The organism is Rhodoplanes sp. Z2-YC6860, assembly GCF_001579845.1.
Classification (GTDB): domain Bacteria; phylum Pseudomonadota; class Alphaproteobacteria; order Rhizobiales; family Xanthobacteraceae; genus Z2-YC6860.
This window is the reverse complement of sequence record NZ_CP007440.1, coordinates 3,177,784-3,203,942: the sequence shown is the minus strand read 5'-3', so window position 1 is coordinate 3,203,942 and position 26,159 is coordinate 3,177,784. Positions and strand designations below refer to the sequence as shown.

Annotated in this window: 24 protein-coding genes; 9 read left to right on the top strand and 15 right to left on the bottom strand. The window is 63.5% G+C overall.

Translation table 11 applies throughout. The features are described from left to right. Positions 1 to 39 precede the first annotated feature (39 nt). Positions 40 to 1,029: a substrate-binding domain-containing protein gene (locus tag RHPLAN_RS14780; protein ID WP_068019252.1), complete on the bottom strand. Its 990-nt coding sequence runs from the start codon at positions 1,027 to 1,029 to the stop codon at positions 40 to 42. Positions 1,030 to 1,032: 3 nt separating this feature from the next. After that, the gene (locus tag RHPLAN_RS14775; RefSeq protein WP_068019249.1) at positions 1,033 to 2,043 is read right to left on the bottom strand and encodes a Bug family tripartite tricarboxylate transporter substrate binding protein; all 1,011 of its coding nucleotides are present in this window, start codon (positions 2,041 to 2,043) and stop codon (positions 1,033 to 1,035) included. Between the two features lie 211 nt (positions 2,044 to 2,254). On the opposite strand from RHPLAN_RS14775, the gene RHPLAN_RS14770 reads away from it, so the two are divergent. The 3 genes from RHPLAN_RS14770 to RHPLAN_RS14760 are packed head-to-tail and all read left to right on the top strand — an operon-like array spanning position 2,255 to position 5,983. Further along, positions 2,255 to 3,121 (top strand): FAD binding domain-containing protein, encoded by an 867-nt coding sequence (locus tag RHPLAN_RS14770; RefSeq protein WP_068019245.1) that lies wholly within the window; start codon positions 2,255 to 2,257, stop codon positions 3,119 to 3,121. Then, positions 3,118 to 3,621 (top strand): (2Fe-2S)-binding protein, encoded by a 504-nt coding sequence (locus RHPLAN_RS14765; protein WP_068019242.1) that lies wholly within the window; start codon positions 3,118 to 3,120, stop codon positions 3,619 to 3,621. The genes RHPLAN_RS14770 and RHPLAN_RS14765 overlap by 4 nt, the downstream gene beginning before the upstream one ends. Beyond that, entirely contained in the window at positions 3,614 to 5,983 is a 2,370-nt protein-coding gene (locus RHPLAN_RS14760) for a xanthine dehydrogenase family protein molybdopterin-binding subunit (protein WP_068019237.1), read from the top strand. Before RHPLAN_RS14765 ends, RHPLAN_RS14760 begins: the two co-directional genes overlap by 8 nt. Positions 5,984 to 6,001: 18 nt before the next feature. Here the strand turns inward: RHPLAN_RS14760 and RHPLAN_RS14755 are convergent, their stop codons facing one another. Beyond that, a complete protein-coding gene (locus RHPLAN_RS14755; RefSeq protein ID WP_068031213.1) occupies positions 6,002 to 6,730 on the bottom strand; it encodes an ABC transporter ATP-binding protein in 729 nt (242 codons plus the stop codon). Positions 6,731 to 6,906: 176 nt separating this feature from the next. On the opposite strand from RHPLAN_RS14755, the gene RHPLAN_RS14750 reads away from it, so the two are divergent. The 5 genes from RHPLAN_RS14750 to RHPLAN_RS14730 all read left to right on the top strand — a co-directional run bounded on the left by RHPLAN_RS14750 (position 6,907) and on the right by RHPLAN_RS14730 (position 12,307). Continuing rightward, the gene (locus RHPLAN_RS14750) at positions 6,907 to 8,121 is read left to right on the top strand and encodes an amino acid ABC transporter substrate-binding protein (RefSeq protein ID WP_198164927.1); all 1,215 of its coding nucleotides are present in this window, start codon (positions 6,907 to 6,909) and stop codon (positions 8,119 to 8,121) included. A 76-nt stretch (positions 8,122 to 8,197) separates the two neighbouring features. Beyond that, positions 8,198 to 9,055: a branched-chain amino acid ABC transporter permease gene (locus RHPLAN_RS14745; protein WP_068019231.1), complete on the top strand. Its 858-nt coding sequence runs from the start codon at positions 8,198 to 8,200 to the stop codon at positions 9,053 to 9,055. Continuing rightward, positions 9,052 to 10,005: a branched-chain amino acid ABC transporter permease gene (locus RHPLAN_RS14740; RefSeq protein ID WP_084244912.1), complete on the top strand. Its 954-nt coding sequence runs from the start codon at positions 9,052 to 9,054 to the stop codon at positions 10,003 to 10,005. The genes RHPLAN_RS14745 and RHPLAN_RS14740 overlap by 4 nt, the downstream gene beginning before the upstream one ends. After that, positions 10,002 to 10,808, top strand: coding sequence for an ABC transporter ATP-binding protein (locus tag RHPLAN_RS14735; protein WP_084244910.1), 807 nt, complete (start codon positions 10,002 to 10,004; stop codon positions 10,806 to 10,808). Before RHPLAN_RS14740 ends, RHPLAN_RS14735 begins: the two co-directional genes overlap by 4 nt. Beyond that, positions 10,805 to 12,307, top strand: coding sequence for an amidohydrolase family protein (locus tag RHPLAN_RS14730; protein ID WP_068019225.1), 1,503 nt, complete (start codon positions 10,805 to 10,807; stop codon positions 12,305 to 12,307). The genes RHPLAN_RS14735 and RHPLAN_RS14730 overlap by 4 nt, the downstream gene beginning before the upstream one ends. Positions 12,308 to 12,525: 218 nt before the next feature. Here the strand turns inward: RHPLAN_RS14730 and RHPLAN_RS14725 are convergent, their stop codons facing one another. The 9 genes from RHPLAN_RS14725 to RHPLAN_RS14685 all read right to left on the bottom strand — a co-directional run bounded on the left by RHPLAN_RS14725 (position 12,526) and on the right by RHPLAN_RS14685 (position 21,744). After that, positions 12,526 to 13,500: an asparaginase gene (locus tag RHPLAN_RS14725; protein WP_068019221.1), complete on the bottom strand. Its 975-nt coding sequence runs from the start codon at positions 13,498 to 13,500 to the stop codon at positions 12,526 to 12,528. A gap of 1 nt (position 13,501) precedes the next feature. Further along, positions 13,502 to 14,632, bottom strand: coding sequence for a M24 family metallopeptidase (locus tag RHPLAN_RS14720; protein ID WP_068019218.1), 1,131 nt, complete (start codon positions 14,630 to 14,632; stop codon positions 13,502 to 13,504). Between the two features lie 51 nt (positions 14,633 to 14,683). Next, positions 14,684 to 15,706 (bottom strand): ABC transporter substrate-binding protein, encoded by a 1,023-nt coding sequence (locus RHPLAN_RS14715; protein WP_157100270.1) that lies wholly within the window; start codon positions 15,704 to 15,706, stop codon positions 14,684 to 14,686. A gap of 17 nt (positions 15,707 to 15,723) precedes the next feature. Further along, on the bottom strand, positions 15,724 to 16,803 hold the full coding sequence (locus RHPLAN_RS14710; RefSeq protein ID WP_068019211.1) for an ABC transporter ATP-binding protein: 1,080 nt from the start codon (positions 16,801 to 16,803) through the stop codon (positions 15,724 to 15,726). A 3-nt stretch (positions 16,804 to 16,806) separates the two neighbouring features. Beyond that, the gene (locus tag RHPLAN_RS14705) at positions 16,807 to 17,868 is read right to left on the bottom strand and encodes an ABC transporter substrate-binding protein (RefSeq protein WP_068019208.1); all 1,062 of its coding nucleotides are present in this window, start codon (positions 17,866 to 17,868) and stop codon (positions 16,807 to 16,809) included. A 24-nt stretch (positions 17,869 to 17,892) separates the two neighbouring features. Continuing rightward, positions 17,893 to 18,693, bottom strand: a complete 801-nt coding sequence (locus tag RHPLAN_RS14700) for an ABC transporter permease (protein WP_068019205.1) — start codon at positions 18,691 to 18,693, stop codon at positions 17,893 to 17,895. After that, on the bottom strand, positions 18,690 to 19,550 hold the full coding sequence (locus RHPLAN_RS14695; RefSeq protein ID WP_068019203.1) for an ABC transporter permease: 861 nt from the start codon (positions 19,548 to 19,550) through the stop codon (positions 18,690 to 18,692). Before RHPLAN_RS14695 ends, RHPLAN_RS14700 begins: the two co-directional genes overlap by 4 nt. A 7-nt stretch (positions 19,551 to 19,557) precedes the next feature. Beyond that, positions 19,558 to 19,974, bottom strand: a complete 417-nt coding sequence (locus RHPLAN_RS14690) for a PaaI family thioesterase (protein ID WP_068019200.1) — start codon at positions 19,972 to 19,974, stop codon at positions 19,558 to 19,560. A 105-nt stretch (positions 19,975 to 20,079) separates the two neighbouring features. Continuing rightward, positions 20,080 to 21,744, bottom strand: a complete 1,665-nt coding sequence (locus RHPLAN_RS14685; protein ID WP_068019197.1) for a class I adenylate-forming enzyme family protein — start codon at positions 21,742 to 21,744, stop codon at positions 20,080 to 20,082. Between the two features lie 125 nt (positions 21,745 to 21,869). On the opposite strand from RHPLAN_RS14685, the gene RHPLAN_RS14680 reads away from it, so the two are divergent. Then, positions 21,870 to 23,225: an MmgE/PrpD family protein gene (locus RHPLAN_RS14680; protein ID WP_068019194.1), complete on the top strand. Its 1,356-nt coding sequence runs from the start codon at positions 21,870 to 21,872 to the stop codon at positions 23,223 to 23,225. A gap of 23 nt (positions 23,226 to 23,248) precedes the next feature. Here RHPLAN_RS14680 and RHPLAN_RS14675 read toward each other — a convergent pair whose 3' ends face one another. Genes RHPLAN_RS14675 through RHPLAN_RS14665 form a run of 3 tightly spaced genes read right to left on the bottom strand, consistent with a single transcriptional unit; the run spans position 23,249 to position 26,158 of the window. Continuing rightward, entirely contained in the window at positions 23,249 to 24,436 is a 1,188-nt protein-coding gene (locus RHPLAN_RS14675; protein ID WP_068019191.1) for an acyl-CoA dehydrogenase family protein, read from the bottom strand. Between the two features lie 38 nt (positions 24,437 to 24,474). Continuing rightward, positions 24,475 to 25,632: a CaiB/BaiF CoA transferase family protein gene (locus RHPLAN_RS14670; protein WP_084244908.1), complete on the bottom strand. Its 1,158-nt coding sequence runs from the start codon at positions 25,630 to 25,632 to the stop codon at positions 24,475 to 24,477. Positions 25,633 to 25,651: 19 nt separating this feature from the next. Beyond that, positions 25,652 to 26,158 (bottom strand): MaoC family dehydratase, encoded by a 507-nt coding sequence (locus RHPLAN_RS14665; protein ID WP_068019188.1) that lies wholly within the window; start codon positions 26,156 to 26,158, stop codon positions 25,652 to 25,654. Between the last annotated feature and the right edge of the window lies 1 nt (position 26,159).

Here is a 26,159-nt window from a genome sequence, read left to right as displayed (position 1 = left end):
GGGCGTAGGAAGACCTCCGAAATTGCGAGGACTTCCTGACTACACCCGATACGAACCCCAGACCTGCTGCGGAAACAATTCTTCGGGCTTCAAGAGGCGATGGCAGACGCCCTGTTCATGCGCATAGCGCAAAAACGCTTCCAGCGTCCGGCGATTGGGCTCAATGCCATACGGCCAGTATTCGCCGTCGAAGAGGTTCTGCGTCGCCCGCGCATGCTCGAAGCCCCACAGGATGGGGAAATAGGTGATCCCCCCATACATCGTGCGTTCGACGCTGCGTCGGCGAGCCTCGTCGAACGCCCTGAACAGATTGGCGGCCGCCCACGGATGCTCCTCGACGATCGCCCGGCGCATCGCGATCGTGTGCATGATGGGCACGATCTTGGTGCGCGCGGCGTATTGCTGTTCGGCCTGAAGCCAGTCCGGAAACATCCGCGCGATATTGGGGTGCCCTTGCAGATAGCGCACCGGCGGCTGCGCCATCAACGCGGCATCGAGTTCGCCATCGATGAGCATGTCGGCCAGCGACTTGTCTGAAACCGCACGGATCGAGACCCCGGGCGGAAGCCTGAGCTGCACCTTCTCCTGCCGGCCCGGCTGATCCTGCCCGGCCTGGACCCATTCGATGGATGCCAGGTCGAGTTTGTACTCATCCATCAGCATCCCGCGCGCATAGACGCCGGCGGTTTGCGCCCACTCGGGGACGCCGACGCGCCGCCCCTGCAGATCCTTGGGAGTCTTCACCGGGCCGTCGGCGCGCACAAAATTTGCAGAATGCCGAAGCACACGGGACGGGAAGATCGGCAGCGCGATCAGCGCGTCGTCTCCCTGCGAAATCATGGAGACGTATTTGGCGAAGGAGATTTCCGCGACGTCGAACTCCTTGAACTGGACGGCGCGGTAGAAAATATCGTGCAGGGGCAAATTGAGAACATTCAGTTCGATGCCTTCGACGCCCACGATGCCGTTGAGCACATCGGCCACGTGATCGTAGCGGCTGACCGCCACGGTGAGTTGAAGCTTGCCCATGGTCTATCTACCGATCTGAATGGCGGCCGATGCCTTCTGCACGACATCCTTTGGCGTCGCGTAGAGATTTTTGAGAAACGCCTCCATATCGGCACCCGGCATCGGATTGACATCCATATTGCTGCGTTGCGCGTCCGCGCGAAACTCGGGGTCCTTCATGGTCGCGTCGAATGCCGCACGGAGCGCGGTCTTGCGATCCTCCGGAACATCCGGCGGCGCGAAGAACGGCCGTGCGATGGCCTGGCCCGCGATCACCAGGCCGATCACCTTACGCTGCTCGTCGTTCTGGACGAGGTCGCCGATCAAGGGGACTGAACTGAAACGTTCATCCTTGCGGGCCGCCATCTGGACCAGGAGATTGACGGTTTTGCGCGCCACCCATTCGGGCTGCTGGCTGATCAGCGTGCTCGCGGAGATGCCGCACACACCTTCGATTTCGCCGCGCTCCATTCCGAGCGTCAGTTCGCGCGTCGAATGATAGCCGGTGATGATCTTGATCCTGGTGCCGAAGATGCGATTCAGCGCCGTCGCGAACATGTCCGGATCGGCGCCCTGCCCCTCGCCGCCGAACAGCACGTCCTTGGTCAGCAGATCTTGCCAGTTTTTGACGCGCGACGTGCCCCAGGAGAGGCAAAGGCTCGCCTCGTCGGTGACGCTGCCGATCCAAGTGAGCCGCAGCGGATCGAAACTCTTATCGCCGAGGAGCAGCGGCGTCAGCGGCTGACCTCTCGCCACGGTGCCGATCGCGGTGCCGTCCTTCGGCGCGACGCCATAGAGATATTGCGTGGCCTTCAGCCCACCGGCCCCGGGCATGTTCTGCGGCACCATGGATGGATTGCCGGGGATGTGTTTGCCGAGATGGCGGCCCAGAAGCCGCGCATAGGTGTCGTAGCCGCCGCCGACGCCGTAACCAATGACGATGCTGATCGAACGTCCGCGATAGAAATCCTCGATTGCATCGGCGCGCGCCAGCCGCACGACACCAAGCGCTGCGGCAGCTATGACGACCGCCATGACGGACCGGCGAAGTCCGCAAATCGACATGCAGCCGCCCTCGTTCAAATTGATCCGAATGAGCTTATTGGAAACGTTTCACTTGTCAATGAATGGCAGTCCCAACGGCAGCTCATGAGTTTCAGCTGCCGGAACGTCGCATTGACCTCGCGGGTCGATCCGAAATACGACAAGAGCGGGTCACGATACCGTTCGAACATCCGGGCGCGGCATGAAGGCACGAGGCTTCCGTTACGTTAAGCCGAGCACTCTGAAGAATGCGCTGCAGATTCTTCACGATGCGGGTGCGGATGCCGTTCCGCTCGCCGGCGGCCAGAGCCTTCTGGCCGGGCTCAATCTGCGGCTGTCCGCGCCGTCGCTTCTGGTCGACATCAGCGGCCTCACCGAGCTGTCCGGCCGCACCGAACAAGCCGACAGCATCCGCATCGGAGCCGCGACCCGGCACGCCGAGCTGCTGCGCTGCCCGCTGATCCAGAAGCATCTGCCGCTGCTGACGAAAGCTGCGCCGCACATCGCGCACGCCGCCATCCGCAATCGCGGCACGATCGGCGGCAGTCTCGCCTATTCCGACCCCTCGGCCGAGCTTCCGGCTTGCGCGATCGCGCTGGACGCCGCGCTGGTGCTGGCCAGCGTGACGGGAGAGCGCGAGGTCAAAGCCGAGCAGTTCTTCAAAGGCCTGTTCGAGACCGACCTGCGGCCGGGCGAACTGATCGTCGCGGTGAAATTTCCCAAAGTTTCTGCCGATACAAAATGCCTCTTCCTCGAACTCGCGCGCCGGCATGGCGACTTCGCGATGATCGGGATCGCGGCGCGCATCGCGATGGACGGCCCCAAAATCGCCAATGCCAGGGTCGTGTATTTCGGCGCCGTCGAGCATGCCAAGCTGGCGCGTCTGACTTCGGCTGCACTGACGGGTCTAACGGCTCCCATCGGCGACTTTTCAGCACTGCACAACGCAATCCAGGACGATGTCGTCGCCCAGGAAAGCCCCGGGCTGCGCAGCGACACGGTCAGACATCTCGCCGAAGTGCTGACGCGCCGCGCGATGGGCGAGATCGCCAGTGAGGTCGCAGCATGAACGCTCCCATTGGCGACGAGACTGTCGAGATCGATTTCATTCTCAATGGCAAGCCGCTGCGCCGGCAGGTGCAGGTGCGGCAGCACCTTGCGGATTTCCTGCGCCAGGAGCTGGAATTGACGGGCACTCATCTGGGCTGCGAGCACGGCGTCTGCGGCGCTTGCACCGTGCTGATCGACGGCGCCACGGCCCGTGGTTGCCTGACGCTGGCGGTGCAGGCCTCTGGCCGCAGGGTCGACACGATCGAAGGAATGTCCACCAGCGGCGCCCTTGCGGAATTGCAGCAGGAATTCATCGCGCGCAACGCCGCGCAGTGCGGGTTCTGTTCATCGGGCATGCTGCTCACGTCCTACGAGCTAACGCAGCAGGGCGGCCATCTCTCACGGGATGAGATCCGCGAGTTCATCTCCGGCAACATGTGCCGGTGTACCGGCTATCACGCCATCGTCGATGCAATCGAAGCCGTGCTGAAGCGGCGGCAAGGCCAGACCAATGGCTAGCGAACACAACTCGCATCGCCCGATCGGCGCTCGCCTTCCGCGGCAGGAGCTGCAGCGCCTGCTCAGCGGCCGCGGCCGTTACATCGACGACATCAAGCTGACGCGTATGCTGCACGCCTGCTTCGTGCGCAGCCCCCACCCGCACGCCAGGATCACCGCAATCGACACCGCGCAAGCCATGGCTGCGCCGGGCGTCGAGGCCGTGTACACCGCCCGCGACATCAATCCGCGTTGCGAACCGTTCATGGGCGTCGCGCTGCACCGGCCGGGACATCGCTCGGCGCCCCAGCATCTGCTCGCCGACGAGCGCGCGGTTTGGCAGGGCCAGCCGGTCGCGGTGGTGATCGCGGCGACGCGCGCACAGGCGGAGGATGCCGCCGAGCTCGTCTCGATCGAGTGGTATCCCCTGCCCGCCGTTGCCGAGCACTTGCACGCGATCGAAGCCGACGCGGCGGTGGTCCATCCCGAGCTCGGCAATAATCTCGCCTTCGATTTTTCGCTGTCGAAGGGCGAACCGGACAAGGCCTACGCCGAGGCCGATATCGTCATCGAGGAGACGCTGCGGTTCGAGCGCCAGATGGCCATGACGCTGGAAACGCGCGGCCTGATCGCGGATTTCGACCCGAGCGAGAACTCGCTTCGAGTCATTCATGCGCACCAGTCGCCGTTCCAGATGCAGCATGTCTACAGCAAGCATCTCGGTATTCCCGAGCACAAGGTGCAGGTGACGTCGCCCGACATTGGCGGCGCGTTCGGCATGAAGCTGAACATCTACACCGACGAGATCGCCACTGTCGTCGCAAGCATGCTGCTCGGCCGGCCGGTCAAGTTCTGTGTCGACCGGCTCGAGTCGTTCGTCTCGGACGCCCATGCCCGCGATCACGTCATCCGATGCAGCATCGCGGTGAAGAAGTCGGGCGAGATCACCGCGATGGAGCTCGACGATCTGGGCGCGGTTGGCGCCTACGGCATGCCGTTCCGCTTCAACGTGGCCGAAGGCATGATGGCGATCACGGTCGCCGGCGCCCCCTACCGATTCGAGAATTACCGGGGGCGGACACGCAGCGTCTACGTCAACAAGAACCTGGTTGGCATGTATCGCGGCGTCGGCATGCCCTTCGCCTGCATCACCGCCGAACTGCTGACCGACTGGGCCGCCGACCGGCTCGGTATGGACACGGTGGAGTTCAAGCGGCGCAACTACCGCGCCAAGTCCGAACTTCCCTGCGTGACCCCGGGCGGACAGCGGCTGGAAACTGTCTCGTTCCACGAATGCCTGGAAGCCCTGGTGAAGCTGATCGACTACGACGGGCTCCGGCGCGAGCAGCGCGAACTTCGCGAAAAAGGAATCTACCGCGGTCTCGGCATCTCGACCTTCTGCGAGCAAACCGCGTATGGCGCCCCCTACTACGGACCCTCGGGCGCATCGATCTCCACCCAGGACGGCTGCACGTTGCGGCTCGAGCCGACAGGCTCGTTGCGCTGCCTCACCAGCCTCACCGATCAAGGCCAAGGCACGCTGACGGCGATCGCACAGATCGTGGCCGATTCCGTCGGCGTCGCGGTCGATCAAGTGGCCGTCGCCGGTGGCGACAGTTCGCTGTCGACCTACGGTGGCGGTGCGTGGGCATCGCGGGGCACCGCGATCGGCGGCGAAGCTGCATTGCGCGCCGGCCTCATGCTCAAGCGCAACATCCTTTCGCTCGCAGCCACCATCAGCCAGACATCGCCCGATCAACTTGATGTGGTCGGCGGTCATGTCGTGAACGCCAAGACCGGCGATGCCGTGCTCTCGCTCGCGGACATCGGCCGGATCGGATACTTCCGTCAGGACACCCTGCCGGCCGACTTCGACGTGCAGCTGTCGGTCACGGCGAGCTTCGCCGGAAACGACAAGCTCTACTACATGGCGAACGGCGTCCAGGCGAGCTACCTCGAGGTCGACTGCGCCACCGGCTTCATCAAGGTGCTGCGCCAGTGGGCGGTCGACGACTGCGGTCGGGTGATCAATCCGTTGCTGGTCGACGAACAGGTGCGCGGCGGAATCGTCCAGGGCATCGGCGCCACCCTGTTCGAAGAATGCATCTACAGCGACGACGGCAATCTCCAGAACGGCACCATGGCCGACTATCTCGTACCGATGGCTTCGGAAATGCCCGATATCGCGGTTGCCCACGTCGAGACGCCGGAAGCCTCCACGAAGCTCGGCGCCAAGGGCATCGGCGAGGCCGGCCTGATCGGCGCCATGGGCGCCGTCTGGGTCGCGGTCAACGATGCGTTGAAGCCGCTCGGCGCGCGGGTGACGCATCAGCCGTTCACGCCCCAGCGCATCCTCGACGCGCTGGCTCAAGCCAAGCGGTAGCTTTCCGAACGTTCGACCTCAGGCCATGCCGAGGTAGACGTCGCGCACGTCAGGCCTGGCCAGGAGTTCGCTCGAACGGCCGGACATCTTCACCTTGCCGGATTCCAGCACATAGCCGTAGTCCGAAATCTCGAAGGCCGTCGCGACGTCCTGCTCCACCAGCAGGATCGCAATGTTCTGGTCACGGACCTTGGGCAGACTCTCGGCCAGCATTTCGACCACGGCCGGCGCAAGGCCGAGCGAAAGCTCGTCGATGATCAGGAGCTTCGGCCGCGCCATGATGCCGCGGCCAATGGCGCACATCTGCTGTTCGCCACCCGACAGGGTGCTGGCGTCCTGTGACGCGCGCTCGCGCAGGACCGGAAAGGTCTCGAACACGAACTCGAGGTCGCGCTGGACTTCGGCCCGATCGGTCCGATGGAAAGAACCCAGCAGCAGATTGTCGCGGACGCTCAGCGTCCGGAACAGACGCCTGCCTTCGGGCACATGCGCGATGCCCTGATCGACGATCACGTGGGGTGATGAGCCGGTCAGATCCTTCCCGGCAAAATGCCAAGAACCGGCGCGGACGCGCACCATTCCGGACAAAGTCAGCAGCAAGGTTGTCTTGCCGGCGCCGTTCGGGCCGACGATGGACACGATGGAATTGCGGGGCACGTCCAGGTCGACGCCCCAGAGAACCTGGATGTCCCCGTATCCGGCCGCAAGACCGCGAACGTTCAGCAATGGCTCCGATGACACTTCCATCGCTTCACCCAGCCGGACGTTGCTTCGCATGAGAGACGGCGTGCCATGCAAATGCGGCAATGCTCGGGAAACGTTTCATTCGGGCATTTTGATGCCGAATTGTTTGACTCGCATCATTCATCATGATGACATTCCATTCGATCCAACCATCGCTGTCAAACCGCGGGGAGGCGCGTATGACCCATTCCTTTCTGAAGCACACAGGCCGGGCGCTGGCCAGCGGACTGCTCGTGCTCGGTGCTGCAGGTCTGGCGCATGCCGCCGATCCGATCCGCATCGGCGCACCGCTGTCGTTGACCGGTGCGCTTGCCGACGAAGGCGGCAAGGAGCAGCAGGGCCTCGACATGTGCATCGACGCCGTCAACGCGAAAGGTGGCGTCAAGGTCGGCAGCGAGATGCGAAAGCTCGAAGCCGTGAAATACGACTACCAGTCGGAGACCGGCAAGGCCGTGCAGCTGGTGCAACGCCTCCTGACGGTGGACAAGGTCGACTTCCTGTTCGCGCCCTACGGCTCGGGCGACACCAAAGCCACCGCGGTTCTCGCCGAGCGCTACGGCGTGCCGATGATCGCGACCTCGGCAGCCTCCGAGTCGGTGTTCGACCAGAAGGGCAAGAACCTGTTCGGCATCCTCTTCCCAAACAACGCGATGGTCCAAACCGAGGTCAAATATTACAAGGAGCGGGTCCCGACGGCGAAGAAGCTCGCCGTCCTTGCCCTGAACTCTCTATTCCCGAAGGCCATCGCCGCCGCGTTGCGCGACACTGCGGTCAAGGAAGGCGGCTTCGAGGTCGTCTACGACGGACTCTACTCCCAGGGCACGCTCGATTTCGCCAACGTGCTCACGCAGATCAAGGCCGGCAACCCGGATTGGCTCTACGCCACCGGCTATATCCAGGAGCTGATCGTCATCCGTCGTCAGATGGAGAACCTCGGCATGAAGATTCCGATCGTGACGATGACGGCGGGCGCCGCCTATCCGGAGTTCGCGCAGAACCTCGGGCCCCTGTCGAACAACGTCTCGACCAACGCCTGGTGGCACCCCAGCGCGACGTACAAAGATGCGTACATCTATGGTGGTGCGGAGAACTACACCAAGGCGTTCAAGGAGAAGTACAAGAAGGAGCCGACCTACCTCGAAGCGGCCGCCACCGCGGGATGCGAGGTGCTGGCGCAATCGGTTGAGAAGGCCGGCTCGACGAAGGCGGACGACGTGCGCAAGGAACTCTCCACGCTGCAGTTCGACACCTTCTATGGCCCGATCAAGTTCGGCCCCTCCGGCCAGAACGCCATCAACAGCCCGATGATCCTGCAGATTCAGAACACCAAGTATATTGTTCTCGATCCGCAGGCCGTGAAGACCGGCGAACTCAAGGTCGGCGTCGGCGGCTGACCGCCGCCGGCGTTCGTCGGATACACCGGAAGGCGGCGATGCCCTTTGTCGCCGCCTTCGACGTTCAAGGCTCACGATGATTGCGCAATATATCGCGAACGGACTGCTGATCGGCTCGCTATACGCCTGCCTCGCAGTCGGATTCTCGCTGATCTACGGCGTGCTCAACATCATCAACGTGATGCATGGCTCGTTCGTCGTCCTCGGCGCCTACGTGACGATCTACTGCACCCAGATGCTCGGCCTTTCGCCGATCATTTCGGCGTTGATCGGATGCGCCGTCATGTTCGCGTTCGGCTATCTGGTTCAGCGCACGCTCATCAACCAGGTCGTCACTGCGCCTATTTTCATCTCCTTCACGCTCACTTTCGGTCTCGATCTGCTGCTGAACAACGCCATGATCCAGGCGTTCACCGCGACGCCGCGATCGCTCATCCTGGACTACGGCAGCGTGGTCGTCGCCGGCGTCACGCTCTCCGTGGCGCGGCTTGGGGCCATGGTGCTGGCCCTCGTGCTGACGGGCCTGCTGTACTGGCTGCTGCGTCACTCGCAAATGGGCCGCGCCATCATAGCGGTGCGGATGGACCATCATGCGGCGCGACTGCTCGGCATCCGTGTCGAGCGGGTCTATGCCGTCACCTTCGGCATCGGAGCACTGATGGCCGCCGCGGCGGGCGGTGCCATGGCGGTGGTGTTTCCCATCACGCCGCTCCTGTCGGGCGTGTTTCTGGGCAAGGCTTTCGTCATCTGCGTGCTCGGTGGGCTCGGCAGCGTGCCGGGAGCGCTCGTCGGCGGTCTGGCGCTCGGTCTGCTGGAAAGCTTCGGGGCGATCGCCTTCGGCCCACAATGGAGCACCACGGTCGGCTTCGCTCTGATGATCATCGTTCTGGTGGTGAGGCCATCTGGCCTCGTCGGACGCAGGGGCTTTGAATGACAGCCCCCTCTTCCACCCTTCTGCGAGGTGTGTCCGTTCTGATCGTGTGCGGCGCGGTCATCGCCTTCGGCTTTTCTGCCAACAACTATCTCCTTCAGGCCGGCACGACGCTGGCGATGTCAGCGGCCCTCTGCCTGGCCTGGAACGTGGTCGGCGGCTTCATGGGCTATCCGTCGTTTGCCACCGCGGCCTTCTTCGGGCTCGGCGCCTATGTGGGCGGGCTCACGCAGGACGCCGGCGCACCGGTGTTTCTGGCATGGGCCGCCGCCGCGTTCGGTGGTGCGGTGTTCGCCGCGCTCCTGGGCAGCGTGCTGCTCGGCCTGCGGGGCCACTACTTCGCGATCGGTACCATCGCCGTCGTCGAGGTGATGCGTGAGATCGCCAACAACTGGGAGGCTGTGACCGGCGGCGCCGTCGGCATCAACATCCCCATCCTTCCGGGCACGCCGAACGAGGTCGGCATCTTCTTCTATCTGGCGATGTGGGCGATGGTGGCCATCGCCTTCGCCATAACCGCATTGATCGCCCGCTCGAAATTCGGCTTCGCCCTGCGCTGTGTGCGGCAGAACGAAAGCGCGGCGCGCATGGTCGGCATCAATGTGTTCGCGACCAAGGTCGCAGCCTTCGTCATTTCCGGTCTCATGATGTCCGCCACGGGCGCGGTCTACGCCTCCATGGTGGCCTTCATCGAGCCGAAGGACGTCTTCAACGTTCTGCTCTCGATCGAGGTGCCTGTGATGGTCATGCTTGGCGGCGCCGGCACCATCGCAGGTCCTCTCGCAGGCTCGGCGCTCTACGTGATGCTGCGCGAACTGGTGTGGGTCAATTTCATCAACTTCCACTCTGCGATCCTCGGCATCATCATCATCGCCGTGATCTATTTCATTCCGCGCGGCGTGCTGCGCATTTTCTCGCGCCGACGCCGGCTCGTGCCGGACGGGGCGAAATGACCGCCACCGCGCTCCGACTCGAAGGACTGACGCGCCGGTTCGGTGGCGTAGTCGCTGTTGACAATGTTTCGCTCAGCATCCCCAAGGGCGACATCGTCGGGCTGGTCGGGCCGAACGGCGCCGGCAAGACCACCTTGGTCAACCTCGTCACCGGCTTCCTGCCGAAAACCTCCGGCCGCGTCGTGTTCGAGGATCAGGACATCAGCAGCCTCCCGCCCCACCGCATTGCCCGGAGCGGCGTCGCCCGCACGTTCCAGATCGTGCAGCCGTTCTCGGAAATGACCGTGCTGGAGAACGTGATGGCCGGCGCATTGTTCGCCGGCCGGCGTTTGCCGATGCGCGAGGCCGCCGACAAGGCGCGTGAGACGCTGGCCTTCGTCGGCATGGAGCGGTTCGCCGACTACTCGGCCTCCGAGCTGTCGCTGGCGAACCGCAAGCGCCTGGAACTGGCCAAGAGCCTCGCCATGGAGCCGCGCCTCCTGTTCCTCGACGAGGTCAACGCGGGTCTCAACACCAGCGAACTCGACGACGCGCTGGATCTGATCCGAAAGATTTCTGCAACAGGCGTCACCATCGTCATCATCGAGCACGTGCTGCGCATCGTGCTGTCGCTGGCGAAGCGGCTGGTGGTGCTGCATCACGGCGCCATGCTCAGCGACGGCCCGCCTGCCGATGTGCTGAACGATCCAGCCGTCATCAAAGCTTACCTTGGCACCAAGTTCAGCAAACGCCATCAGGCGGAGCTCGAACAGCAGCGACAGCAATTGCAAAGCGAAATCGAGAACCGGGAAGCGCATCCATGAGCGGCAAAAAGAAAATCGTCGTCCGCGGCGGACAGGTCTACGACCACGACGGAGACGTGCACAAACCCAAGGTCGCCGACATTCTGATCGAAGGCAGTGAGATCGTCGCTGTCGGGCAGAACGTCGACGCCGGCGGTGCCGAAGTCGTCGACGCGCGCAACCGGCTCGTGGTCCCTGGCCTGATCAACGCGCACTATCACTCTCATGACACGCTATGCCGCGGCCTGTTCGAGGAACTGCCGCTGGAATTCTGGCTGCTGTACACGCTGCCTCTGGGCCAGAACCGCAGCAAGGAAGAGCTTCGCGCGCGTACGCTGGTCGGCGCGCTGGAATCGATCCGCTGCGGCATCACCTGCGTGCAGGACATGCTGGGACTGGCCCCGCTCGACGACGAATCCACCGACGTCGTCGTCAAGGCTTATCAGGACATCGGCCTGCGCGTGGTGTTCTCGCCGATGGTGTGGGACGTGCCGCCGGTCGCGATGGTGCGGCATAAAGAATCGTTGCCGGAGGACGTTCAGGAGATGCTCGGCAACGTCGGCCGTCCGGTCGACGCGCAACTCGACTATCTGAACAGCCAGTTCAACCGGCATCCCGCGAAGGGCACGTTGCACTGGGCAGTCGCGCCGTTCGCGCCACAGCGCTGCACGCCGAAGATGCTGCAGGGCTGCGCGGACCTTTCCCACAAGCACAATCTTCCGATCTACACCCACGTGTACGAGACCCGGGGACAGCGGCTGATCGCGCGCGAGTTGTTCGCCGACCACGACGGCTCGCTGATCACTTATCTCGAGCGAAACGGCCTCCTGAACCCGAAGCTCAACATCGTGCATTCGGTCTGGATCACGCGGCAGGAGATGGACCGCATGGCCAAGGCCGGCGCGGGCATCGTCCTCAACCATCTCAGCAACCTGAAGCTCAAGAGCGGCATCGCCCCGGTGCTCGACATGCGCGAGTCCGGCGTGCGGCTCGGCCTCGGCTGCGACAACTGCAGCGGCAGCGACGTCCAGAGCATTTTCCAGGCGATGAAGATGTTCTGCATGATCGCCTCGGTGAGCGATCCCGAACCCGGAGCCCCGCTGGCGCACGAGGTGATCCGTCATGCCACGCTCGGCAACGCGCGCTCCGCCGGCCTTCAGGGCCAGGTTGGCGCGCTGAAGCCAGGCCATAAGGCGGACATGGTGCTGATCGATCTCAACGACACCGCCTACCTGCCCTACAATAGCGCGGCGCGGCAGTTCGTCTACACCGAAACCGGCCGGGGCATCGACAAGGTGATGATCGACGGCCGCATGGTGCTGCAGGACCGGCGCGTCACGACGATCGACGAGGACGCCTTGCGCCGTGAGGTCGAAGGCCTGATGAAGCACTTCATCGCCGAATACGAGGACGTGAAGAAGTCGCGCGCCCGCGCGTTGCCCTACATGCTCGACGCGCATCGCAAGATGTGGGAGCCGGACGTCGGCATGAATCGATTCATCTCACGGACGCGGACTTAGAGCGTGATCGTTTCTCGTCGGCGCAACCCGGGTGGCCTCTCTCCGTCATCCTGAGGCGCCCGCCCACCAGCACGTTACGCGCGTCTTCAACGCGCTATGGGCGGGCCTCGAAGGATGCGGCCCCAAATCCCGGGCCGTCGCCCTTCGAGGCTCGCTTCGCTCGCACCTCAGGGTGACGGATCGAGAGTCGGTCCGTCTCAACAGCTATTGATTTTGCCTTAGCCGATCTCGCCGGCGATATTCGTCCGCATCAGCGCCTTGACGTCACCGCGTTGCGGGAGCGCCCACATCAGCTTCACCAGCGCGGTTTCGCTCGACATGTCTCCGGCCGGGATGATGTTCGGGATCGCCAGGATGTCCTTGTCGACCTCGTAGATTCCGAGCTTCTCGCCGCCGTGGACGGCTTGGGTCGTGACCACAACCGGCTTGCCGAACGCCGCCACGGCCGGCCGGAGTTCGGCTGCGATATGGCCGACGCCGGTGCCCTCCAGCACCGCGCCCGACGCGCTGTCAAGCTGGCGCGCCAACGCTTCCTTCGAGAGGTTGGGCGTCAGCTTGATAAGCACCACGTTGGTATCGAGCGCCGTTGTCACATTGAGCGTTGAGGCGCTCCGCCGGGCGACCTTCTGCGTGCCCAAGGCGATCCTGCCCGCTTCCACCGTGCCGATCGGTGGCACATTGATGCTGGTGAATGCATCGACCGCATGCGAATGAACCTTCCGCGCCCGCGTGCCGCGGATGATCTGACCTTTGAACACGACGCAAACCTCGGCCAAATCCGCGAGCGCGGCGACCGTCACGGCGTCGCGCAGGTTCGGCAACGCGTCGCTCCCCGCATCACCGCCCGGGATCATCGAGCCGGTCATGACGACCGGCACCGGCAAACCGCGCAACATGAAGGCCAGCGCCGCCGCCGTGTAATGCATGGTGTCGGTGCCGTGGGCGATCACAACACCGCGCGGGGCGCTCGCCATCGCGTCGGACACGGCCTTGGCGATGACGACCCAGTCGGCAGGGCCGACATCCATGCTACCCTTGCGCATCACCGCGCGGAATTCGATATCGACGTCCGGCAGCGCCAACGCCGACACGAGCCCCGCCGGATCGAAGCTCATGGTCGCGACGCCGTTCGCTTCGGAGCGGTGACCGATGGTGCCGCCGGTGGTGAGAACGATGACCGTCGGCTTCGCCATATCAGCCCGTGGTCTTGAACGAATGCAGCGGCGAACACAGCTCCTCGCAGCCGGTCTCGGTGACCATCACGGTCGAGGCGCAGGTCAGCAGCACCGGATCGTCGACCAGTGTCTGGACGAGCAGCGCAACGCCGGGCTGCAGAACGTCCTTGCGGCCGTTGACCAGATCGATGGTGAACACCGTCAGCCCCATCGAACCGCCGCACCGCCGGTAATAATCCGTGCCGCGCGCCGGGCGATAGACCGAATTGGCCCCGTTGAATACGTCGCCCGCGGTCGCGCCGGCCTTCACGGCCTTCTGCGCCGCCGCATGCATCTTGGCATTGAGATCGTAGGCCGCAGCGATGTTCGCCGGCGGGTTCGATCCGACATAGATGCTCGCCTGCGCGCCGGCCTTGTAATGGTTGTCGACGCCCCAGACTTCGACGGTGACGATGTCGCCGTTCTTGATCTTCTCGGTCGTCATGGTGTCGTGCATCCGGCCGCCCTGCGGTCCGGACCAGACGCAGACCAGCGACATGTCGAAGTCGCGCTGCCCGGCCTGATACATGGCGTCGTGGATCTTGCCGATCACCTGATAGGGATAAACGCCGTCGCGCAGCTCCGCGATGCCGGTCTTGAAGCCGATGTCAGTGATACGGGCCGCGCGGCGCAGGCAAGCGGATTCCGCCGGCGACGGGCTCGCCGCCACCGCCTCGACCAGCCCTGAAGCGTCGGAGAGCTTCGCATCCGGCAGATATTGCTGCATCTTCCGGAGCTGGCTGACCTTGAGGAAGCGCTCCTCGATGCCGATCGCCTTGCCGGTGTTGCCGCTCTCCTTCAGGATTTTCACGAGACCCTCGTATGGGTTCTCGTGATCCATGTAGAGCTGCGGCGAAGCGGTCCATTGCAGCTTGGAGATTTCGCGCTCCAGCGCCCGGGTCATCATGCGCGGCTCGCCCTGCGCCGGAATCACTAGCGCGTGGAGCTCCGACAACCAGCTCGCGAAGTGCGACGCGCGGAAGCCGCAACCATAGAAGATGTTCTCGCCGCGCGTCAGCACCAGCGCGTCGAGCCCCCTCGCCTTCATCCGTTCGCGGATTCTGGCGATGCGCCCATCGAATTCCGTCGCCGGAAAGCTAAGCTCCGTCACGAGATTGTTCCTCTCACTGCCTCACCGCGTCCCGACATTCGCCTGCTAACGCTATCCGGTCTTCTTGCCGGTCTTGCGGTCATACCGGCCATAGGTCTGCAGGAACATGTCCTCGATCGGCATCGGCGCCTTGATGATGCCCTGGTCGGTCAGATATTTCATCGCGGCCTCGAGTGTCGGGCGGTTCGGTTCGATGCCGTAAGGCCACGGGTCGCCGTCGAACACCTCGTCGAGCTCGTCAATGTCGGCCGTCATCCACGGCAGCATGTAGTTCAAAGTTCCGAGATCGCGCGCCCGCAGCCGCGCACGCTCCTTCGACTCGCACATGGCATCGAACAGGCTCGACGCGATGAACGGATGCGCCTCGTAGACGTCGCGGCGCAACGCGAGCAGATGCATGATCGGGAAGATTTTGGTCTTCTTGTAGTAGTTCTTTTCCTCTTCCCGGTAGTTCGGAAACAGCCGCACGATGTCCGGGTTGGTGTGATAGGCGTCCGGGAGCACCGTGCCGATGATCGCGTCGATCTCACCGCTCTCCAGAAGATCGCTGATCGACTTGTCTGAGTTGTTCTTGACGATGTTCGCAGGCTTCAGCATCGGCAGGAGGCTCGGATGGCCGTGCTGGCCCGGATGGTTGATCGCGCCCTCGACCCACTGGATCTTCGAAATATCGACGCCGTAGTCGTGCTGAAGCTGGCCTTTCATCCAGACTGCGGCGCTCATGGTGTACATCGGCAATCCGACTTTCTTGCCCTCGAGGTCCTTGGGACTCTTGATGCCGGACTTCTTGTTGATCGTGCACATGCCGTGCCGGAACACGCGCGAGGGAAACACCGCCAGCGCCGCAAGCTTGTTCTCTCCCGCCGAGCGGCGAGCGAAATACTCGGAGCTCGACATCTCGGCGAGATCGAATTCGAGGTTGGCCATCCGATCGAAGATTTCGCGCGCACCCGCCGAGCCGTCCATGCGGACATAATTCAGCTCGATGCCGTCGGGACGCACATCGCCGGTGTAGAGGTCCAGCATGCGGTCGTAGAGGCCGCAGGCCATGGTCAGTTTGAGTGGTTGAGTCATCTTGCGATTCCTGGCTGTTAAGAGGCGCGAGGCTGTTCCATTTTGAGAAGGAAGCAGCGCGCGGGCGGAAAGGAGAGCGTCACCGCCTCGCCCTTCTGCGGTACCGGCTGGCCCGAGCGAACCTGGGCGTTCAAAGACTCGTTGCGGGGCCCCGACAGTTCGACATTCCAGATGCTGCCGCGATAGCTCACATCGAGCACGTTGGCGGTCAGCACGTTCCCACCGCCAAGTCCGATCGTGAAATGCTCGGGCCGGGTCGCCAGCAGACAGCGCTCGCCCACCGAGAAGGCCGCATCTTGCGGGCCCGCGACGGAGAACGTCGCCCCGTTGGCCTCGACGCGCATGCTGTCACCCTCGCGGTCCTTCAAAACCACCTCGATGAGATTGGTCCGTCCGACGAAGTTCGCGACATACATGCTGTTCGGCCGCTCGTACAGGGCTGTCGGCGTATCGATCTGAACGATCTCCCCGCCGCGCATGACCGCCACTCGATCGGACATCCCGAGCGCCTCGCCCTGATCGTGCGTCACGAACAAGGTCGTGATGCCGAGCGCCGACTGCACCCGCTTGATCTCGACCTGCAATTCCTCGCGCAGCTTGAGATCGAGCGCGCCAAGCGGCTCGTCGAGCAGCAGCACCTGCGGCCTGATCACCACGGCGCGGGCGAGCGCGACACGCTGCTTCTGGCCGCCGGAGAGCTCAGCCGGATAGCGCCCGGCGAGCGCCTCCAGTTGCACCAGCCGCAGCGCCTCCTTGGTGCGCTGATCGGCATCGCTGCGCCCGACGCCGCGCATCTGCATGCCGAACGCAATATTCGCAGCGACGGTCAGATGGGGAAACAAGGCGTAGGATTGAAACACCATGCCAGTGTTGCGGCGATAAGGCGGAACGTGTGTCACGTCCTTGCCGCCGATCAGAATACGTCCGGTGTCCGGCTCCACGAAACCCGCCACCATGCGGAGACACGTGGTTTTGCCGCACCCGGACGGCCCGAGCAGCGTGACAAACTCGCCTGGCGCGACACGCAGATCGACACCGCGCACCGCGACGACCCCGCCGTACGCCTTTCGCACCTGCTCCAGAAGAACGTCAGACATCTTTTACTTCTGGATCGTGCGGTTCCAGTGATCGGTCGCCCGCTTCAAGTTCTTGTTGAACACGGTCCAATTCGGAAGGTACAGGGCCTTGTGCGCCTCAGGCGTCACGGGAGCCTTTCGCGCCCACTCCGGATCGGCCTCGATCACCGCGGCGAGGAGCTTGGTCGAGGGTCCCGTCGGCAGGAGCTTCGCCATGCCAAGCTGCGAGAACGGGTCCAGCATATAATTGATCAGCTCTTGCGCTTCCTTCGGATACTTGCTCCCGACCACGAGATTGACGGTGTCGGTGTTGCCGATCGCACCTTCGCTTGGGTTGACGAAGCCGATCGGCAAGCCGCGATCCGCCATTGCGGTCGCGCGCATGTTGTTCCAAGGCGCAATCCACACGTCGCCGGATTCGAGCTGAGCCTGCAGCGTGCTGGAAGCAACGTTGTAGGAGTGCGCCTTGATCTTGGCGATTTCGTCGATCCCCAGCTCGGGCTTGGATTCGTCGCCTCCCTTCATGCGGGACACCGCGATGACGAAGTCCCGACCCTGGATGTTGATGATGTCCGGGATCGAGATGTGGCCCGAGAGCCGCGGGTCCCAGAGGTCCTTCCACGACTTCGGCTCAGGAACACCGGCTTCCTTCAGCTTGTTTTTGTTGAATGCGATGCCGACCGAATAAAAGAACAACGTCGCGCCGTAGCCGTCCTTGTCGACGGCTTCCGGATACAAGTGCTGCAGGTTGGTCACGATCTTCGGATCGAGCTTCTGCACCACCTTTGCGTCGATGGCCGCGGCAGTCACATCGTCATCGAGGCACACGATATCGAACGGCGCCTCACGGCCGCGGCTGGCGATCATCTTGGCGAGGAAGTCCGCCGGATTGGCATATTGCACCTCAACCTTGATGCCGGTTCGCTTGGTGTAGAGGTCGAAGGCGTACTTCTGCAGCGCCTCGCCGAAGGGTCCAGCAAAAGATGCCACCTTCAAGGTGATGTCGGTGCGCTGCTGCGCTGCCGCGGCGGTGACGCCCAAGGCCAGAGCAAGTGCTCCGGCAGCGAAGTGTTTCATGAGCCTCATGGCGTTCTCCTGTGGTGCGATTGTCTAGTGTCGTGTTGCGAAAAGTCGTTCGATGCCGATCACGCGGTCGAGCACCAGCATCAGCGCGACCGACACCACAACGATGACCGATGCCACCGCGAGGATGTCGCCGCCGAAGCTGATCTCCATTGCGGTGAAGATTTTGACCGGCAGCGTGGTGGCATCACCGCCGCCCATGAACAACGCGATCGGCACCTCGTCGAGCGAAATCAGGAACGCGAAGATCGCGCCCGATATGATGCCGGGACGCAAGATCGGCAGCGTGACGTGGACGAAGGTTCGCCACGGACTGGCGCCGAGATTCTGCGCCGCCTCCTCCAGAGAATGGTCGAAGCGGGTGTGCCCCGCGAGCACGGCGCGAACCACGAACGGGATCGCAAACGTCAGATGGCCGATGACAAGACCAGCGATGGTGCCCCCAAGCGTCAGGTGAAACTGATCCCAGATCACCAGCGAGAACTGGAACGCGGCGACCCCCATCACCAGTGCCGGCACCATGAGCGGCGAGAGACAAATCGCATTGAGGGCATCGCGGCCCGGGAAGCGGCCGCGCGCCAGCGCCAGTGCGCCCGGGACGCCGGTCAGCACCGCGATCAGAACGGTGATCACAGCCACCTTAAGGCTGACGATGAGCGCCTGGTAATAGCCCGCGTCGATCTCCGAATACCAGCGCGTGGTGAACGATTGCGGTGGAAAGGAGAGCACGCCAACGGCGTTGAAGGACGAAATCACCACGACAACGACCGGCGCCAGCAAGAATACGAACGTGGCGGCGAGAATGCCGGTGAGGATGGCTTGCTTCATCGCGCCATCTCCGTGCGCGACGCACCGAACTTGATCGCCAGGACCGACAGCAGGCCGGCCAGAACCATGAGAACCGCCGCGCTGGTCGCGCCGAGCGGATAGTCAAGCACCGTCCGGAACTGCTGGCCGATGAAGGTGGACATCACCAGGAATTTGTTTCCGCCCATGATCACCGGCGTGGTGTAGGCCGCGATCGCCATCGTGAAGACGAGGAGCGATCCGCCGACGATGCCGGGCAGTGTCAGCGGCAGCATGACCTTCACGAACGCACGGATGGGACCGGCGCCAAGGTTCGCCGCCGCCTCTTCGAGTTCGGGTTCGATGCGCTGAATCACCGTGGTCAGCGTCAGGATCATGAAAGGAAGCAGCGCGTGGACAAGGCCGATGACGACGCCTGTCAGATTGCTGATCAGCGGCACCGGCTGGCTGATCAGCCCTGACTTCAGCAACACCGTATTGATCAGGCCGGTGTTGCTGAGGATCGGAAACCAGCCAATGTTGCGGACCACGGCGCTCACCAGCAGCGGCGCCACCACCAGAAATAACAGGAGCCCGCGCCAGCGCGATTTCGTGCGGGCGAGGAAATACGACACCGGATAGCCGACGATCAGGCAGCACAGCACCACAACGCCGCCGAGCCAGAACGTGTTGAAGATGATCCGGTAGTAGAACGGGTCGGTGATGAAGTTGCGATAGTTCTCCAGCGAAACTTCATCGCCCACTTGCGCGGGCCCGGTCGAGCTGAAGAAGCTGAGCGCGATCAGCCATCCGATCGGCACCGCGAACACAATCGCGAGCGTCAGCAGCATCGGTGCCGAAAGCAACGCCCATTTCGCGTTGGCGGAGCCGCGCCTCATCGCAAACCTACATGTTCATCGTGACGTAGGACGCGCGGCCAACGGCGCAGAGCCGCTTCTGGTCGTCTGTGATCCGGATATCCACCAAGCCGATGGTGCGCCCAAGTTTGACGATGGTTGCCACCGCGACGATCTCCGTGCCCGCGGCCATACGAAGGTAGTCGACCCGCATGTCGATGGTCGCGACGCTGTGCAGGAGCTTGGCGCAGACCGCGGCGTGGCCGGAAATGTCCACCATGGCGGCAACAACGGCGCCGTGCAGTTCGGGACGGCCGGGCAGCCGGCAGAACTCCGGACGGATCTTCAGGTGCAGCGTCACGCTGCCGGCCTGCTCGTCGACGTTCGTGAGTTCGGGCAGCAGCCACTGATGGAAGGGCGTCGCGGCGATGTTGTCGCGGACGAATTCGAAGGTGCTTTGCGTCATTCGGCGGCCGGTCCCGGTCTTATTGAAACGTTTCCACGGCCAACTGTAGCGGGTTTTCCCCTCGCCGCCACGGGATTTTTTCGTCGCACCCTGCCCGTTTGGGCGTCAGCCCTGCCAGCGCACCGGCTGTGGCGTCAGAGCGCCTTCCTTGACCATTTCGACCAGGCGCCGCTTGAGGACCTTGCCGCTTGCGGTCAGGGGAAATGCCTCCAACGAGATGAAGTATTCCGGCATGTCGAACTTCGACAGCCCGTGATCGTTGAGATGCGCCAACAGGGCCATCGGCGCGACAGTCTCGTTTGGACGCGGAATCACGGCCAGACAGACCTTCTCCCCCAGCCTCTCATCGGGCACCGGAAAAGCCGCGGCCTTCGCCACCGCTTTGTAGCGCATCGTGAAGTCCTCGATCTTCGCCGGATAGATGTTGTGGCCGCCCCGGATGATCAGATCCTTCTTGCGGCCGACGATCTGCACGTTTCCGGCGGCATCGAGCCTCGCCAGATCGCCGGTCATGAACCAGCCGTGAGCGTTGAACGAGGACTCCGTGGCAGCCTGATCGCCGAAATAGCCGAGCATCAGCGACGCGCCCCGCACGCCGAGCTCTCCGACCTCGCCCGCCGGCAACTCCTCGTCCGGGTTCGACTCACGCCAGAGCTTCGTCTCCATGCCGTCGGTCGGCTTGCCGCAGGTCGATGCGATGACCTCTGGCGTGTCGTCCGGCCGCGTATAAAGAAACGAATGATTCTCGGTCATTCCGAAGGCGTTCTGCGTCATCACGCCGATCTCGAACAGGCCGCTCACGAGGGTCGGCGGCACCGCAGAGCCGCCGATCTCGAATGCCGTGACCTTGCCCAGCGTCTTCATGTTGCGGCGGCGCACTTCGGCCAGCAGGTCGAGCGCGTGGGTTGGCACGCCCAGCAGGAAGGTGGCGCCGGTCTCCACCACGCGGTCGAACATGCGCGGAGCATCGAGCGGTGTGTGGACCACCACCTCGCCGCCGGCCGCGATGCCCACCGCCAGACCGACGATGCCGATGTTGTGGCTGAGCGGACTGAACGAATAGACCACGGTGTTCCGATCGAACGACCAGTCCTTCACCATCGCGCGGCTGTTGGCCAGGATGGTGTTGTCGGAATGCATGACGCCCTTGGGCTGGCCGGTCGTTCCCGACGTATAGGCCAGATAGACAAGCCTGTTGGGATTTGCGGAAAACGGCAGCTTGCTGTCCGCCACCCGCGACAGCGAGCCGAACAATGTCTCGGGCTCGCGGTCCGATCGTTGCTCCTTGAGCGGATCGAGCCGATAGACCTTCTTGAGCTTCGACAGACCGCCGAGCATCGAAAAGATGTCGTTCTTGCTTGCATCCGCGCCGTAGCCCGGCTGCGCGAAGAACGCCGACGAGCCCGCTCGCTGCAACAACGAGACGATATCGCTGCAGGTGTAATCGCGGTGCAGCGAGGTGTTGCAGGCATATCCCATGCGGGAACAAGCGAGAAAGACGAGCGCCGTTTCCAGCCGGCTCGGTAGCCACACCGACACGCGATCGCCGGCGCGCAAACCCGAATCGTGGAGGTCCTGCGCGATGGCGTCGACCCATCCGAGCGCGGCCCGATAAGTCAGCCGCCCGTTGGTGTCCCGCAGTGCGAAGCAATCCGGTGTCCGATCAGCCCACGCCCGCAGCAGCATGTAGAGAGTGTCGGAACTCCACCAACCCCGCTCGTAGAACGAGCGTGCCTGCTCGGGGTCCTGAAGCGTAAGTATCGTGTTCATCGGTCTTGCAAATTTTGGTCTTGCAAACGTTTCATCGCCGGACAATTGGGCATTCCCGCCATGCCGTCAAGCATTTCACCGGCGCCCACGACGCGCTATGTTCATGGCGAACCAGGAGTCATCCGATGACCGCCCTCACCGCTGAGCTCGGCCGCTTCGTCGCATCCTTGAGCCTCGCCGATATTCCCGACGACGCACTGGCCGTGGCCAAGACGGGCTTCACCGACTGCTTCGGTGTGATGATCGCTGGCGCCCGCGATCCCGTGGTCGCGCTGCTCGACCGCGAAATGGCCGGCTCCGACAGCAAGATGCAGGCCTCGCTCATTCCCTCGTTGAAGAAGCGCAATGTCGAGGACGCCGCGCTCGTCAACGGCGCTGCGGCGCACGTGCTCGACTACGACGACGTCACCCTCGACGGCCATCCGAGCGCCGTGCTGGTGCCCGCGATCATCGCCCAGGGCGAAGTGGTCGGCGCAAGCGGCGCGGAGCTTCTGACCGCCTATGTCGCGGGCTACGAGGTGTGGGCCGAACTGCTGATGCGCGAACCGGTGCCGCTGCATCAGAAGGGCTGGCATCCGACGGCGGTGCGCGGCACCGTCGCTGCCGCGGCCGCCTGCGCCAAATTGCGGCGCCTGAGCCCCGAGAAGACACAGACGGCGCTGGCCATGGCCGCGTCGATGGCGGGGGGACTGGTCGCCAACTTCGGCAGCCTGACGAAGTGCTTCCACGTCGGGCGCGCGGCCCAATCCGGCATCATCGCAGCTCGGCTCGCCGACGCTGGCCTCACCGCCTCGCCCGACACGCTCGAGCATCAGTCGGGTTACCTCGCCGCCTACTCCCCTGACGGTCAGGCGAAGCTCGCGGAGACTTTCGACCCCGCGCAAAAAGTCTGGCACCTCGCGCGACAAGGCCTCAACGTGAAGCGCTACCCGATCTGCTACGCGACGCATCGCGCGATCGACGCTGCGCTGGACCTGACCGCGGCGCACGATCTCAAGCCGGCCGATGTCGACGAAATCCGCGTTTCCACAGGGGAAATGCAGATGCTGATGGTCCGCAACCATCGGCCGAAAAACGCCTTCGAGGCCAAATTCTCGATGGAGTTCGCGATGGCCTCGTCGCTGGTCGCACGTGCCGTTGGCCTCGCCCAGCTCACTGACGCATTCGTCGGGCAACCCGATGTGCAGAGGCTGATCCCACGCGTCGCGATCGAGACCACCAAGGAGACCATGAACGGCTCGGCCTTCGCTCCGTCGGAATCGGTGGCGATCCGAACGAAAAAGGGCGACATCTTCGCAAGCGAGCCGATCGTTCACGCCAAAGGCAGCATGCAACGGCCGCTCTCCCGCAGTGAGCTTCAAGTCAAGTTCGACGATTGCATCGGCGACGATCTGGGCGCCAAGGGGCGCAGCAACGCATTCGACCGGCTGATGAACCTGGAGCGGCTGAACGGCGCGGCCGATTTGCTGTCGCTGCAGTAAGCGGTGCGTTGCGAAAGCCGCGATCAATACGATCGCGGCATGCCGAGAACGTGCTCCGCCAGATACGCCAGGATCATGTTCGTCGAGATCGGCGCGACTTGGAACAGACGCGTCTCGCGCCACTTCCGCTCGATGTCGTACTCGGTCGCGAAGCCGAACCCGCCGTGCGTCTGCAACGCGGCCTCGCCGGCGTGCCATGAGGCCTCGGAGGCCAGAAACTTCGCCATGTTGGCCTCGGGGCCGCAGGGCTTGCCGGCTTCGAACAGTGCCGTCGCCTTGCGCACCATGAGGGACGCGGCCTCGATTTCCGCGTAAGCCCGCGCGATGGGGAACTGCACGCCCTGGTTCTGACCGATGGGCCGGTCGAAAACCGTGCGGTCCGACGCGTACTTCGACGCCTTTTCCACGAACCAGCGGCCGTCGCCGATCGCTTCCGACGCGACCAGGATGCGCTCGGCGTTCATGCTGTCGAGGATGTAGCGGAAGCCCTTGCCTTCCTCGCCCACCAGGTTCTCGAAAGGCACGCGAAGGGAGTCGAAGAACACCTCCGTCGCATTGTGATTGACCATCGCACGGAGCGGCTTGATCTCGAGCCCGTTGCCGAGCGAGCTCTTCACATCCACGAGGAAGACGGAAAGCCCGTCGCTCTTCTTCCTGACCTGATCGAGCGGCGTCGTGCGTGCCAGCAGCAGCATCAGATCCGAATGCAGCGCCCTCGAGGTCCAGACCTTCTGGCCGTTCACCAGGAAGTGGTCGTTCCGCTTCTCCGCACGGGTCTTGAGCTTGGTCGTATCCGAACCCGTCGTCGGCTCCGTGACGCCGAAGGCCTGAAGCCGCAAACGGCCGGCCGCGATGTCGGGCAGATACTTCTGCTTCTGCTCGGGGCTGCCGTGCCGCAGCACCGTGCCCATCATGTAAATCTGGGCGTGGCAGGCGCCCGCGTTGCAGCCCGCCGCATGAATTTCCTCCAGCGTCGCCTGCGCCGCGCCGAGCGGCATGCCGAGGCCGCCATACTCCTCGGGGATCAGCGATCCGAGCAGTCCCGCTTCCGTCAACGCCGCGACGAACTCGGTCGGATAGGACTGCCCTTCTTCGAGCTTGCGCCAATACTCGCCGGGAAATTTTGCGCAGATCTTGCGCACGAGATCCCTGATCTCGGGATACGAGGTGTCCAGGTCGATATGGACGCCGGCTGACGTTCTTTCATCCATTGTCAGAACCCGATGTTGCGAACGGACTTCCGATTTGATCAGGCGCGTTTCGACGCCGCGGAAGACGCGGGAAATACCTCGGAGGTGTGGGCACCGAGCGCGGGCGGATCCTTTCGAAACGCGGGGCGCACGCCATCGAACGACAGCGGCAAGCCAAGCAGGCTGATGCGTCCATCCGGGCTGTCCTGCATCATCCCCAGCGCCTTGGTCTGCGGGTGCGCGAGCACTTGCTCAATCGTTTGCATCGGAGCGTTCGGCACATCCGCTTCGTCGAGCAGCACCTGCCACTCTTCGCTGGTCTTTTCGCGGATCAGTTCTTCGATCGAGGCGTAAAGCACGCCCTGATGCTTCACCCGGTCCGGATTCGTCTTAAAGCGCGGATCCTGCGGCCACTCCGGATGCTTCAACACCTTGGACAGCGAAGCGAACAGCTTGTCGTTGCCGGCGGCGATGACGATGAAGCCGTTTTTGGTGGCGTAGCCGCGATACGGCACGATCATCGCCGCGCCCGAGCCCTGACGGACGGGAAGCTCACCGGACGCCTGAAAATTCGCGGCGTGATAGCACATCCAACCGAGCGCGGTTTCGTACAGCGACGTGTCGACGGTGGTCCCGCCGCCGCTACCCTTGCGTTGAAGCAGGGCCGTCAGAACGCCGATCACCGCCCACATGCCGGTGGCCATGTCGATGATCGAAGTTCCCACCCTGACCGGACGCTGGTCGGGCTCACCGGTCACGCTCATCAGACCGGCGAATGCCTGCATGAGCGGATCGTAGCCCGGCCTGTCCTTCATCGGCCCCTGCGCGCCGAATGCACCGATGTTGCAATAGATCAGGTCCGGCTTGAGGCCGCGGAGCGTGCCGGCATCGAGACCGAATTCTTCGGCCGATCCAGGCCGCAGGTTCTGCACCACCACGTCGCCCTGCTCAACGATGAGCCGGCGCAACGCGTCGCGCTCATTCGCGTCCCGCAGATTGACGACCGCCGAACGCTTATTCCTGTTCAGGCTTTGGAACGTCGACGACATGTCGTGCCAATAGGGCGGCGCCCATTTGCGCGCGTCATCGCCACCGGTCTTCTCGATCTTGATGACTTCCGCGCCAAGATCACCGAGGATCTCTGCGGCATAGGGCGCGGCCACGCTGTGACCGAGTTCGATCACTGTGATGCCGTCGAGCGGCAGCCTGTTCGACATATCCTGGGCCCCGCTCCGATTACTCGTACTTCACCTCGGGAAACAGCGCCTTCAGCGGCGCCTGCCCCTTCTTCCAGACCATGACCGAGCGCTCGTATTCGATGACGATCTTGCCGTCCTGGTTGATGCCGCGCGTGCGGACCTTGATGATCCCCTGGTCGGGACGCGACTTCGATTCGCGCCGGCTCACCACCTCCGACTCCGAATACAGGGTGTCACCCGCGAACACCGGGTTCGGCAGCTTGATGTAGTCCCATCCCAACGCGAAGCCATTCTCGCTGATGTCCGCAACGCCGAGCCCGGCGACCACCGAAAGCGTCATCGCGCTGTTGACCAGCGGCCGCTTGAATTCGGTGCGACTCGCATAGTGCGCGTTGAAATGAATCTGGTTGGTGTTGTTCGTCAGCAACGTGAACTGGATGTTGTCGGTTTCCGTGATCGTGCGCCCGAGGCGGCATCGATAGATATCGCCGACCTCGAAGTCCTCGAAGAAGCGGCCAACCCAGCCTTCCTTGACGGTACCCATC